The sequence below is a fragment of the Hydrogenophaga pseudoflava genome, assembly GCF_031020795.1.
In the GTDB taxonomy this organism is placed as follows: domain Bacteria; phylum Pseudomonadota; class Gammaproteobacteria; order Burkholderiales; family Burkholderiaceae_C; genus Hydrogenophaga; species Hydrogenophaga pseudoflava_A.
Genome location: NZ_JAVHJP010000005.1, coordinates 54576 through 65937, shown reverse-complemented (window position 1 = coordinate 65937; position 11362 = coordinate 54576). Strand labels below are relative to the sequence as shown.

Sequence of the window (11362 nt, the reverse complement as noted above, 5' to 3'; positions counted from 1 at the left end):
CGCCCCCCTTGCAGGGGGGAGACGCCGAAGGCGGCGCAGGGGGTTTTCATAATGGCCGGTTGTCGTCCGGATCGGGCGCGCGGCGCTGGGGTGCCAGCAGCAGCACCGAGGCCACCGGCCACAGCACGGCTTCGATCACGGGGGCGAGCAGGTGGCTCCAGCCCGGGAAGCCGTCCCCGGCGACCAGGCGCACCAGCAGTTCCAGCGCGTGCACCGCAACGAACAGTGGCAGCACCTGGACCGCCTGCGTCGGCACATCGAACCACAGCAGGCGCCGGTGCATGAACACCGCGAAGTAGCCCAGCACGGTGTAGGCCAGGGCGTGCTGGCCAAGCAGCGCGCCCTGCTGCACGTCCATCACCAGACCGAAGAAGAACGCGGTGCCGACGCCGATGCGCAGCGGCTGGTGCACGCTCCAGAACACCAGGGCCACGATCAGCAGGTCGGGCGCCCAGGCGGCGCGACCCAGCAGACCCATGTTCATGAGGATGTTGATCAGCAGCGCGCCGAACAGGCTGCTCCAGATGAACACCGGGTTGGCTGGCAGCAGCAGCTGCTGCCCGGGGCGCATGATCATGGGGCCCTCCCGCGTTCGGACGGGGTGACCGTGGCAGCACCCTTGCCGGCACCGGCCGCGGGCGGCGCTGGCAGCGACTGCCCCACCGGGGTCAGCACCAGCACGTGCAAGGCGCCCTGCATGCGGGCCACGGGTGCACAGTTGACGCGGGTGAACGAGGACTCCGCGCGCCGCTCGACCTTGGTGATGCGCCCCACCGGCAGGCCCGCCGGGTAGACACCGTCGACACCGCTGGTGGTCAGCAGGTCGCCCTCGCTGAGGTCGGCGTTGGCCAGCGTGTAGCGCAGCTCCAGTCCGTCACCGTCCTCTCCAGGTTGTCCATAGACCACGCTGCGCACGCCGGTGCGGGTGTTGAGCACGGGGATGGCCTGGTCGCGGTCGATCAGCATCGTGACCTCGGACACCAGCGGGTACACGCGCGTGACCTGGCCCAGCACCCCGCTGTCATCGATCACGGGCGAACCGGGAACGACGCCGTGGGTCTGGCCGCGGTCGATGATGACCTTGCGCGAATAGGGGTCGGCCGCGTCGTAGAGGACCTGTGCGCCGGTGGCGGGCGTGGTGATGCGCTCGCGCATCACCAGCAGCTCGCGCAGGCGCTGGTTCTCCAGCATCAGCTGCTCGACCTGCAGCGCCCGCTCGGCCTGGGTCGCCAGCCGCATGCGCGCGTTGGCGGCTTCCTGCTCCGCGGTGTGCAGGCTGGTGAAGTAGCCGCCGGCCTGGCGGGCGGCGTCGACCGGCTGCATCACCAGCCACTGCACCGGGTACAGGGCCGTGGCGAGCGCCGCACGCAGCGGCGCGGTGATCTGGAAACGGGTGTCCGCGACCATCAGGAACAGCGCGATCGCGCTGAACACCATGAGCTTGGACAGGGCCGACGGCCCCTGCTTGAAAAACGGGGGCGGGGTGCGGTCCAGGGTGCCCAGTGGCATGGCGGGATGGGCTCTCGACGGGGCCGGAGATCCGGCGCGCGCTTATTCGCTGGTGAAGATGGTGCCCAGGCGCTCCATGCGCTCCAGGGCCATGCCGCAACCGCGCACCACGCAGGTCAGGGGCTCTTCGGCCACCAGCACCGGCAGGCCGGTTTCCTCGGCCAGCAGGCGGTCCAGGTCGCGCAGCAGGGCGCCACCGCCGGTCAGCATCATGCCGCGCTCGGCGATGTCGGCACCCAGCTCGGGCGGGGTCTGCTCCAGCGCGCTCTTGACGGCCGAGACGATGCTGTTGAGCGGGTCGGTCAGGGCTTCGAGGATTTCGTTGCTGGAAATGGTGAAGCTGCGCGGCACGCCTTCGGACAGGTTGCGGCCCTTGACTTCCATTTCCTTGACTTCGCTGCCGGGGAAGGCCGAGCCGATGTTCTTCTTGATCGCTTCGGCGGTGGGTTCGCCGATCAGCATGCCGTAGTTGCGGCGGATGTAGGCAATGATGGCGTCGTCGAAGCGGTCGCCGCCGACGCGCACGCTGCCCTTGTAGACCATGCCGCCCAGCGAGATCACGCCGACTTCGGTCGTGCCGCCGCCGATGTCGACCACCATGGAGCCCGACGCGTCCGACACCGGCAGTCCGGCACCGATGGCCGCGGCCATGGGTTCTTCGATCAGGTACACCTCGGAGGCACCGGCGCCCAGCGCCGACTCGCGGATGGCGCGGCGCTCGACCTGGGTCGAGCCGCAGGGCACGCAGATGATGATGCGCGGGCTCGGCTTGAACATCGAGCGCGGGTGCACCATCTTGATGAACTGCTTGAGCATCTGCTCGGTGACGGTGAAGTCGGCGATCACGCCGTCCTTCATCGGGCGGATGGCCTCGATGTTGCCGGGCACCTTGCCCAGCATGGCCTTGGCTTCGTGGCCGACGGCCTGGATGGTCTTCTTGCCCTGGGGGCCGCCTTCGTGGCGGATCGAGACGACCGAGGGCTCGTCGAGCACGATGCCCTTGCCGCGGACGTAGATCAGGGTGTTGGCGGTGCCGAGGTCAATGGCCAGGTCGGTCGAGAAACTCCGACGGAACGCTTCAAACATGGTGCGAAAAATCCTGTGGGGCGCGACCGCCGCTTCGTGTGGCCGCCGCCGGGTGCGGGTCGGAGCAAATCCGGTTAAGTCCTTGATTCAGCGACAAAAACGGCCCGATGGGCGGTCGGGGTCGCCAAACCTTGGATAATACCGTATCCCCTGTGCATAACTGTGCCCAACGGGGGCGAAATCATCTCCTTACAGGCCGTTTCAGCCGCCTTGCGCTGCGCCCAGGCCTGTTTTTTTGATCGACCGCCTCACCACTCCCCGTCATGTCCCTGACCCTGACCGACATCGGCCGCATCGCCAACCTGGCCCGGCTGGAAATGCCCCCGGCCCAGGCCGAGCGCATGCTCACCCAGCTCAACGGCTTCTTCGACATCGTCGAGCAGATGAAGGCGGTGGACACCTCCGGCATCGAGCCGCTGGCCCACCCCACCGCCGTGATCGATCACGTCAGCCTGCGCCTGCGGCCCGACGTGGCCAGCGAACCGAACAACCGCGAGGCCAACCAGCAAAGTGCCCCTGCCGTCGAGCGCGGCCTGTTCCTCGTGCCCAAGGTGATCGAATGAGCTTGAACGACCTCCACCAGATGGGCGTGGCCGAACTGGCCGCCGCCATCGCCGACAAACAAACGTCGTCTGTCGAAGCCGCGCAGGCCCTGCTGGCGCGCGCGAAGCAACACCAGAACCTTGGCGCCTACCTGTCGTTCAACGAGGACCTGACGCTGGCGCAGGCCAAAGCGGCCGATGCCCGCGTGGCCGCCGGCGAACGCGGCCCGCTGCTGGGTGTGCCCCTGGCGCACAAGGACATCTTCGTCACGCAGGGCTTCACCAGCACCGCGGGCAGCAAGATGCTGGAGGGCTACCAGAGCCCGTTCGATGCCACCGTGGTCGCCAACCTCGCCAAGGCCGGCGCCGTGACCCTGGGCAAGCTCAACTGCGACGAGTTCGCCATGGGCGGCAGCAACGAGAACTCCGCCTATGGGGTGGCCCGCAACCCCTGGGACATGGAGCGCGTGCCCGGCGGCTCCTCGGGCGGCTCGGCCGTGGCCGTGGCCGCGCGTCTGGCGCCGGCCACCACCGGCACCGACACCGGCGGCTCGATCCGTCAGCCCGCGAGCTTCTGCAACGTCACCGGCATCAAGCCCACGTACGGCCGCTGCTCGCGCTACGGCATGATCGCCTTCGCCTCCAGCCTGGACCAGGCCGGCCCGATGGCGCGCAGCGCCGCCGACTGCGCCACGCTGCTGAGCGCGATGGCCGGTCCGGACATCGACCGCGACTCCACCAGCCTGGACCACCCGGCCGAGGACTACACGCGCCTGCTGGGGACCCTTCGCGAGGGCGCCACCGCCGCCCAGCCACTCAAGGGCCTGCGCGTCGGCCTGCCCAAGGAGTTCTTCGGTGAAGGCTGCGCACCCGACGTGGTCGCCGCCGTTCGAACCGCTTTGAGCGAATACGAGAAGCTGGGTGCCACGCTGGTCGACATCTCGCTGCCGCGCACCGAGCTGTCCATCCCGGTCTACTACATCATCGCGCCGGCCGAGGCCTCGTCGAACCTGAGCCGTTTCGACGGCGTGAAGTTCGGTCACCGCGCCGCGCAGTACGACGACCTGATCGACATGTACAAGAAGTCGCGCAGCGAAGGCTTCGGGCCCGAGGTGCAGCGGCGCATCATGATCGGCACCTATGTCCTCTCACACGGCTACTACGACGCGTATTACCTCAAGGCGCAGCAGATCCGACGCCTGATCGCGCAGGACTTCCAGGACGCCTTCGCGCAGTGCGACCTGATCGCCGGTCCGGCCGCGCCGACCACCGCCTGGAAGATCGGCGAGATGAGCGACGACCCGGTCGCCAACTACCTGGCCGACATCTTCACGCTGCCCGCCTCGCTGGCCGGCCTGCCCGGCATGAGCGTGCCGGCCGGCTTCGGTGCGGGCGGTCTGCCTGTGGGCCTGCAACTGATCGGCAACTACTTCCGTGAGGCCGAACTGCTGCAGGCGGCCGATGCGTTCCAGCGCGCCACCGACTGGCACACGAAGACGCCGGAGGGCTTCTGAACATGAGCGAGAAAAAACAAGCTTCCCTGCTGGTGCACGGTTACGAAGTCGTGATCGGCTTCGAGACCCACGCCCAGCTCGCCACGCAGTCCAAGATCTTCAGCCGCGCGCCCACGGCCTTCGGCGCCGAGCCGAACACGCAAGCCTGCGCGGTGGATCTGGCGCTGCCGGGCACGCTGCCGGTGATGAACCGCGAAGCGGTGGCGCACGCCATCCGCCTCGGCTTGGCGCTGGGCTCGCACATCGCCGAACAGAGCGTGTTCGCGCGCAAGAACTACTTCTACCCCGATCTGCCCAAGGGCTACCAGATCAGCCAGTTCGAGATCCCGGTGGTGCAGGGCGGCGAGGTGAGCTTTTTCCTCGGTGACGAGAAGAAGACCGTGCGCCTGGTGCGTGCCCACCTCGAAGAGGACGCGGGCAAGAGCCTGCACGAGGACTTCATCGGCCAGAGCGGCATCGACCTCAACCGCGCCGGCACGCCGCTGCTGGAGATCGTGACCGAGCCCGACATCCGCTCCAGCGCCGAGGCCGTGGCCTACGCGAAAGAGTTGCACAAGATCGTCACCTGGATCGGCATCTGCGACGGCAACATGCAGGAAGGCTCGTTCCGCTGCGACGCCAACGTGTCGGTGCGCAAGCCGGGTGCGCCGCTGGGTACGCGGCGCGAGATCAAGAACCTGAACTCGTTCAAGTTCATGCAGCAGGCCATCGACTACGAGGTGCGCTGGCAGATCGAGCAGATCGAGGACGGCCATGCGATCCAGCAGGCCACGGTGCTGTTCGACCCCGACACGGGCGAGACCCGTGCCATGCGCACCAAGGAAGACGCGGCCGACTACCGCTACTTCCCCGATCCGGATTTGCCGCCGCTGGTGATCGCGCGCAGCTGGGTGGACGAGGTGAAGGCGGCGATGCCCGAGCTGCCGCGCCAGATGGCCGAGCGCCTGGTGGCCGACTACGGCCTGCCCGAATACGATGCGACCACGCTGACCCAGAGCCCGGCCATGGCGGCCTACTTCGAGACGGCGGCCAAGGCCAGTGGCCAGGCCAAGATGGCCAGCAACTGGATCATGGGCGAGGTTTCGCGCCGCCTGAACAGCGAAGAGAAGGACATTGCCCAGGTGCCGGTGAGCGCAGAGACGCTGGCCGCGCTGCTCAAGCGCATCGCCGACGGCACGGTGTCGAACAACGCCGCCAAGCAGGTGATGGACGCGCTGTGGGCGGGCGAGGGACAGGACGTTGACGCCGTCATTGAGGCCAAGGGCCTCAAGCAGATGAACGACTCCGGCGCACTGGAAGCCATCATCGACGAGGTGATGGCCGCCAACGCACCCATGGTCGAGCAGTTCCGCGCCGGCAAGGACAAGGCCTTCAACGCGCTGGTCGGCCTGGTCATGAAAGCGAGCAAGGGCAAGGCCAACCCGCAGCAGGCCAACGAACTGCTGAAGAAGAAGCTCGGCTGAGAGGCTGCGCCGTGTCAGCGGCGCAGCAGGGTCACCGCTTCGTCCAGAGCGCGCGCAGCTTGACCAGTTCTTCGTCGAACCGCGCGTTGACCCGCTGCTTCTCCAGGTTCTGGTCGCTCAGGAAGCGGGTCTGTACCTGAACCTGCTGGGCGTTGTCCTCCAGCTTGCGCTGCAGCCAGGGCGGCGCCTTCTTGGGGTCGTTCTGGTAGAACTCCAGCTCCTGGTCGATTTCCTTGCGCTGCGTGCCCAGCTCGGTCACGCGTTTTTTCACCGCCTCGATGACCTCGTCGATCTGCTTGAGCGCTTCCGCACGCTCCTTGTCGTGCATGGCCTGGGTGGGGTAACGGATCAACAGGGCCCGCTCGCGCCGCTTTTCTTCGGCGATCCGCGAGCGCTCGAGTTCTTCTGCCCGGCGCTGTTCCTCGATGCGGGCCCGCTCTTCCGCCGTGTAGCTGGGCGGCACGACCCGCCGGACCGTGCCCGAGGCGCCCAGCTCTTTCTGCTCGCGGTCCAGGCAGTCGACGATGGGCCGGTCGGACGTGAGGCGCCGGCCCTTGCTGTCCACGCAGCTGTAGATGCCGCCGCCTTTTTTTTCCTGGGCCGGCACGGCCGGGGCCGCGAGCGCCAGCAGCAGGCCCGCGCCAGCCAGGCACAGGCATCGGGCGGAAGTGGCAAGGGGCGCAGATGGGATCAAGGAGGTTCCTCAGGCGACGCCGTAGCGTTCGCGGTAAGCCAGCACACGGTCGCGGTGCTGGCCCAGTTCGGCGCCGGGATGGCCCGTCAGATACTGCAGCAAATCCTCCAGCCTCGCAATGGCACAGACCTTGAGGCCGAGCGCGTTCTGCACATACTGCACGGCGCTGTGGTCCACGTCTCTCACCGAACCATCCACGGCCTTCTCGGTGGCCTTCTCCTGCCGGTCCAGCGCGATGGCCACGGCGTGCGGCGTCGCGCCGGCGGCCTGGATCAGGGCGATGGACTCGCGCGCGGCGGTGCCGGCGCTCATCACGTCGTCGACGATCAGCACCCGGCCCTTCAGCGGCGCACCGACCAGCGTGCCCCCCTCACCGTGGTCCTTGGCTTCCTTGCGGTTGTAGGCGAACGGCACGTTGCGGCCCAGTCGGGCCAGCTCGATGGCCACCGCCGCGCCCAGCGGAATGCCCTTGTAGGCCGGGCCGAAGATCATGTCGAATTCAATGCCGCTGGCGACCAGGGCCTGTGCATAGAATTGCGCGAGCCGGCCAAGCTTGGCGCCATCGTCGAACAGTCCGGCGTTGAAGAAATAGGGAGACAGGCGACCGGCCTTGGTCTTGAATTCGCCGAAGCGCAACACGCCCGAGTCCACGCAGAACTGCACGAAGTCCTGTGCCAGCGAATCCTTTTTTGCACCGGCGCCTGTGGCGTCCGCATCCAACGACATGGGGAAATCCTTGTTCAAACTGACCAGCCTCAACCTCAACGGCATCCGTTCGGCCAGCAACAAAGGGCTGGAATCCTGGCTCGCCGGGCATGCGCCGGATTGTATTTGCGTGCAGGAAGTCAAGGCCCAGGCCGCCGACGTGGCCGGTCGGTTTGAAGAGATGGTCGGCCTCAAGGGGCACTTCCATTTCGCGGAAAAGAAGGGCTATTCCGGTGTGGCCGTCTACACCCGGCACCTGCCCAGCGACGTGGTGACCGGCTTCGACGGCGGCGAGTTCGACGCAGAGGGCCGCTGGGCCGAGCTGCGCTTCGACACCCCCAAACGCAAGTTTTCGGTCATCAGCGTGTACTTTCCCAGCGGCTCCTCCGGTCCCGAGCGGCAGGAGGCCAAATACCGCTTTCTGGACCTGATGTACCCGCACCTGATGGCGCTGAAGAAGAAGCGCGAGTTCGTGATCTGCAGCGACGTCAACATCGCTCACCAGGAAAAAGACCTCAAGAACTGGCGCAGCAACCAGAAGAACAGCGGCTTCCTCCCGGAGGAGCGCGCCTGGATGACCCGGCTGCTGAACGAGGGCGGCCTGATCGACGTCTACCGCCGGCTGCAGCCGGACACCACCGACACCTGCTACACATGGTGGAGCAACCGGGGGCAGGCTTACGCCAATAACGTAGGGTGGCGTCTGGACTACCACCTGGCGACCCCGGCGTTTGCCGAAACCGCCCGCACCGAATCGATCTACAAGGGCGAGAAGTTCAGCGACCACGCGCCGCTGACCATCGAATACGACTTCACGCTCTGAGCGCCCGCCCGGAACCCGGGGCCACACCGCCGGTGAGCGGTGCTGCGGACCACCGTGCCGGCCTGGTGGGGCGCTGACTGACCGCTTGTGGCGGGCAGGACGGTGGTCCGCGGGGATGGGTGTATTGAACGCGCCCCCGCACCATCTGTCCAATACAGATCATTCACATTACCATCTTGAAAACAGATGGCAGGACGCGGACGATGGAACTCAGACAGTTGCGCTACTTCGTGGCGATCGCCGACAGTGGCAGCGTCACCAAGGCGGCCGAGCGCGTGTTCGTGGCGCAGTCGGCGCTGAGCCACCAGCTGGCGCAGCTGGAGGGGGAGCTCGGTGTGAGCCTGTTCGAGCGCTCGCGACGCGGTGTCGGCCTGACCGAGGCCGGGCAGCGGTTCTTCCCGCACGCTGTCTCGATCCTGCGCCAGGCGGAGGAGGCCATTGCCAGCGCCCGCAGCACGAGCCAGGAGCCCGAAGGCACGGTGGTGTTCGGCCTGCCGCACAGCGCTTCCGCCGCGCTGGCGTTGCCGCTGATGCGCGAGGTGAGGCAGCGCTTTCCCCGGGTGACGCTGGAACTGACCGAAGAGTTGACCGGGAACCTGTCGCGCCAGCTGCGCACGGGCCAGATCCAGCTGGCGGTACTGTTCGACGATGGTCAGCTCAGTGGTTTTTCGGTGACCGGTGTGCTGAGCGAGCGGCTCTGCCTGATCGAGCCGGCCAGTGCGCCGCAGCCCGGGCGCCCGGGCCGTTCGCTGAGTCTCAAACAGGCGCTGGCGCAGCCGCTGATCCTCCCCGCCAGTCCCCACGGGGTGCGCCCGATCATCGAGGCGGCCGCCGCCGCGGCGGGCCTGCCGCCCCCGCGCGTCGAGGCCGACATCAGTTCGATCAGCATCCTGCGCACCACCCTCCTCGCCGGCCTGGGCCGCACGCTGTTGCCGGTCATGCCCCTGCAGTCCGATATCGACGCGGGCCTGCTGCGCGCCACGCCGGTGGGCCATCCGCCGCTGGAGCGGGTGCTGGCGGTGTGCAGTTCGGCGCACATCCCCCGCTCCCAGGCCTGTCAGGCGGTGGCGGCGCTGGCGGTGGCGACGATGCAGCGGCTCAGCCGCGAGGGGCACTGGGTGGGGGCGCGCTGCCTCGATCACTGACCGGGTGAGGGACAATCCCGGGCGGGGCTGCCGCCCCTGTTGTTCGTGATGCCGACCCACCATGTTCCGCTACCAGACCATTCCCGTCACCGCCTTCGCCCAGAACTGCTCCATCGTCTGGTGCGATGAAACCCGCGACGCCGCGGTGATCGACCCGGGCGGCGATCTGGACCGGCTGGTCGGCGCGGCGCAGCAGCTGGGTGTGAATCTCAAGGCCATCTGGCTGACCCATGCCCACATCGACCACGCGGGCGGCACGGCCGAACTGGCCGAACGACTGGGCCTGCCCATCATCGGCCCGCACCCGGGCGACCAGTTCTGGATCGATGGTCTGCCGCAGCAGAGCCGGATGTTCGGTTTTCCGCCCGCCGGCCACTTCACGCCGACGCGCTGGCTGGCCGACGGCGACATGGTTCAGATCGGCCACTGCACGCTGAACGTGCGCCACTGCCCCGGACACACGCCGGGCCACGTCGTGTTCCACTCGCCCGAGGCGCAGCGGGTCTTCGTCGGGGACGTGCTGTTCGCCGGCAGCATCGGTCGCACCGATTTTCCGCAGGGCAACCACGCCCAGCTGATCGCCAGCATCAAGGAGCGGCTCTGGCCCATGGGGGACGACACGGTGTTCATCCCCGGCCACGGTCCGGAGAGCACGCTCGGCGAGGAGCGGCGCTTCAACCCATACGTCCAGGCGGGCTGAGCGCCCGTCCGGTCACCGCGCGGTCAAAGGCCGAGCAGCTTCTTGGCGTCGCCGAGAGCCTTCATGGACTCGTCGTGCTTGCCTTCCTTGTGCATCTTCTCCCCCTGCGCCCGCAAGGACTTCACCTTGTCCATGTCGGCCATGGACAGGCCAGGGCCGGCGCCAAGCTTGGCGTCGATTGCCTTCATCTCGTTGGGGCAGCTGTGGGCAAAGGCCACGGAGCAGAACAGCAGGCTGTACGCGATCACAAGGGCTTTCATGGGGTGTCTCCTTCGGGTGGATGTCGACAGGCGCCGACGGGCGGATGCTAGCCCCGCCGGGCCTGCTCGTACAGACCCTGCACCTTCGGCACATTCGCCTGCAGCTGCCGGATGCGTTCCGGCCCGCTCGGGTGGGTCGACAGGAAAGCGATGCCGTTGCCGCCGCCGGCCTTGGCCATCTTCTGCCAGAGGCTGACGCTGGCGCCCGGCTGGTAGGCGCCGCGGGCGGCCAGCTCCAGGCCCACCAGGTCGGCCTCGCTCTCGTCTTCGCGGCTGAACTTGAGCGTCAGCAGCTGCGAGCCCATGTCGGCGGCGGCCGCGCCGAGATTGCCCAGACCCAGCAGCTCGGCGCCCAGGCGCAGGCCCAGGCTGGTGGCGCTGCTCTTGGCCAGGCGCTCGCGCGCGTGTTCGCGCAGCGCGTGGGCCATTTCGTGGCCCATGATCATGGCGGTCTCGTCGTCGGTGAGCTGCAGCTTGTCGAGGATGCCGGTGTAGAAGGCGATCTTGCCGCCGGGCAGGCAGAAGGCGTTGATCTGGTCGCTGCTGATCAGCGCCACCTGCCACTGCCAGTCCTTCGCGCGCGGGTTCCAGGCGGCGGCGAAGGGAATGATCTTCTTGGCAATGGCGTGCAGGCGCCGGGTCTGCGGATGCTCGGCGGGCACCAGCGCGTTCTGCTTCTTCGCCTCCTGGACCGTGGCCACGAACTGCTGGGCGCCGGCCTGTTCAATCGCTTCGGCGGGCACCAGCTTGCGCATGCTGGAGGCCTTGCCGACGTCGACCTGGGCCATGGCCGGGGCCGCCGCAGCGGCGGATGCGGCGAGCAGGAAGGCGCGCCGCGCCTGCCAGGGGCTGGCGCGCGGGGCATCGACAGGGCGCTGTTTGAGATCGCAGAGGAAGCACATGGCCCAATAATAGGCAAAG

General features: G+C 67.8%; 13 protein-coding genes. 6 read left to right on the top strand and 7 right to left on the bottom strand.

Going from position 1 to position 11362, the window contains the following annotated elements; translation table 11 throughout:
- Positions 1-46: 46 nt before the first annotated feature.
- The 3 genes from mreD to RCO38_RS16575 are packed head-to-tail and all read right to left on the bottom strand — an operon-like array spanning position 47 to position 2595.
- Positions 47-577 (bottom strand): rod shape-determining protein MreD, encoded by a 531-nt coding sequence (gene mreD, locus RCO38_RS16585; protein WP_308329456.1) that lies wholly within the window; start codon positions 575-577, stop codon positions 47-49.
- Positions 574-1509: a rod shape-determining protein MreC gene (mreC, locus tag RCO38_RS16580; protein WP_308329455.1), complete on the bottom strand. Its 936-nt coding sequence runs from the start codon at positions 1507-1509 to the stop codon at positions 574-576. The genes mreD and mreC overlap by 4 nt, the downstream gene beginning before the upstream one ends.
- Before the next feature lie 42 nt (positions 1510-1551).
- On the bottom strand, positions 1552-2595 hold the full coding sequence (locus tag RCO38_RS16575) for a rod shape-determining protein (RefSeq protein WP_066256228.1): 1044 nt from the start codon (positions 2593-2595) through the stop codon (positions 1552-1554).
- 263 nt (positions 2596-2858) lie between these two features.
- On the opposite strand from RCO38_RS16575, the gene gatC reads away from it, so the two are divergent.
- From gatC to gatB, 3 genes are read left to right on the top strand one after another with little or no spacing between them, the layout of a single operon-like run.
- Positions 2859-3158, top strand: coding sequence for an Asp-tRNA(Asn)/Glu-tRNA(Gln) amidotransferase subunit GatC (gatC, locus tag RCO38_RS16570; protein ID WP_308329454.1), 300 nt, complete (start codon positions 2859-2861; stop codon positions 3156-3158).
- Positions 3155-4651: an Asp-tRNA(Asn)/Glu-tRNA(Gln) amidotransferase subunit GatA gene (gatA, locus tag RCO38_RS16565; protein ID WP_308329453.1), complete on the top strand. Its 1497-nt coding sequence runs from the start codon at positions 3155-3157 to the stop codon at positions 4649-4651. Before gatC ends, gatA begins: the two co-directional genes overlap by 4 nt.
- Positions 4652-4653: 2 nt before the next feature.
- The gene (gene gatB / locus RCO38_RS16560; RefSeq protein ID WP_308329452.1) at positions 4654-6114 is read left to right on the top strand and encodes an Asp-tRNA(Asn)/Glu-tRNA(Gln) amidotransferase subunit GatB; all 1461 of its coding nucleotides are present in this window, start codon (positions 4654-4656) and stop codon (positions 6112-6114) included.
- Positions 6115-6145: 31 nt separating this feature from the next.
- On the opposite strand, the gene RCO38_RS16555 is transcribed toward gatB, so the two are convergent.
- Both RCO38_RS16555 and pyrE read right to left on the bottom strand, forming a co-directional pair.
- Positions 6146-6808: a DUF4124 domain-containing protein gene (locus tag RCO38_RS16555; protein ID WP_308329451.1), complete on the bottom strand. Its 663-nt coding sequence runs from the start codon at positions 6806-6808 to the stop codon at positions 6146-6148.
- Positions 6809-6817: 9 nt separating this feature from the next.
- Entirely contained in the window at positions 6818-7534 is a 717-nt protein-coding gene (gene pyrE / locus RCO38_RS16550; RefSeq protein WP_308329450.1) for an orotate phosphoribosyltransferase, read from the bottom strand.
- Between the two features lie 10 nt (positions 7535-7544).
- On the opposite strand from pyrE, the gene RCO38_RS16545 reads away from it, so the two are divergent.
- From RCO38_RS16545 to RCO38_RS16535, 3 genes are all read left to right on the top strand, one after another.
- Entirely contained in the window at positions 7545-8336 is a 792-nt protein-coding gene (locus RCO38_RS16545) for an exodeoxyribonuclease III (RefSeq protein ID WP_308329449.1), read from the top strand.
- A 203-nt stretch (positions 8337-8539) separates the two neighbouring features.
- A complete protein-coding gene (locus RCO38_RS16540) occupies positions 8540-9481 on the top strand; it encodes a LysR substrate-binding domain-containing protein (RefSeq protein WP_308329448.1) in 942 nt (313 codons plus the stop codon).
- 61 nt (positions 9482-9542) lie between these two features.
- Positions 9543-10181: an MBL fold metallo-hydrolase gene (locus tag RCO38_RS16535; RefSeq protein ID WP_308329447.1), complete on the top strand. Its 639-nt coding sequence runs from the start codon at positions 9543-9545 to the stop codon at positions 10179-10181.
- Positions 10182-10204: 23 nt separating this feature from the next.
- Here the strand turns inward: RCO38_RS16535 and RCO38_RS16530 are convergent, their stop codons facing one another.
- Both RCO38_RS16530 and RCO38_RS16525 read right to left on the bottom strand, forming a co-directional pair.
- A complete protein-coding gene (locus RCO38_RS16530; RefSeq protein ID WP_308329446.1) occupies positions 10205-10441 on the bottom strand; it encodes a hypothetical protein in 237 nt (78 codons plus the stop codon).
- Positions 10442-10488: 47 nt separating this feature from the next.
- Positions 10489-11343 (bottom strand): M48 family metallopeptidase, encoded by an 855-nt coding sequence (locus RCO38_RS16525; RefSeq protein ID WP_308329445.1) that lies wholly within the window; start codon positions 11341-11343, stop codon positions 10489-10491.
- Positions 11344-11362: the final 19 nt, after the last annotated feature.

Bases quoted from the DNA above. Each gene is read 5' to 3' on its own strand.
- mreD (WP_308329456.1), bottom strand. From the start codon at position 577: ATGATCATGCGCCCCGGGCAGCAGCTGCTGCTGCCAGCCAACCCGGTG.
- mreC (WP_308329455.1), bottom strand. From the start codon at position 1,509: ATGCCACTGGGCACCCTGGACCGCACCCCGCCCCCGTTTTTCAAGCAG.
- RCO38_RS16575 (WP_066256228.1), bottom strand. From the start codon at position 2,595: ATGTTTGAAGCGTTCCGTCGGAGTTTCTCGACCGACCTGGCCATTGAC.
- gatC (WP_308329454.1), top strand. From the start codon at position 2,859: ATGTCCCTGACCCTGACCGACATCGGCCGCATCGCCAACCTGGCCCGG.
- gatA (WP_308329453.1), top strand. From the start codon at position 3,155: ATGAGCTTGAACGACCTCCACCAGATGGGCGTGGCCGAACTGGCCGCC.
- gatB (WP_308329452.1), top strand. From the start codon at position 4,654: ATGAGCGAGAAAAAACAAGCTTCCCTGCTGGTGCACGGTTACGAAGTC.
- pyrE (WP_308329450.1), bottom strand. From the start codon at position 7,534: ATGTCGTTGGATGCGGACGCCACAGGCGCCGGTGCAAAAAAGGATTCG.
- RCO38_RS16540 (WP_308329448.1), top strand. From the start codon at position 8,540: ATGGAACTCAGACAGTTGCGCTACTTCGTGGCGATCGCCGACAGTGGC.
- RCO38_RS16535 (WP_308329447.1), top strand. From the start codon at position 9,543: ATGTTCCGCTACCAGACCATTCCCGTCACCGCCTTCGCCCAGAACTGC.
- RCO38_RS16530 (WP_308329446.1), bottom strand. From the start codon at position 10,441: ATGAAAGCCCTTGTGATCGCGTACAGCCTGCTGTTCTGCTCCGTGGCC.
- RCO38_RS16525 (WP_308329445.1), bottom strand. From the start codon at position 11,343: ATGTGCTTCCTCTGCGATCTCAAACAGCGCCCTGTCGATGCCCCGCGC.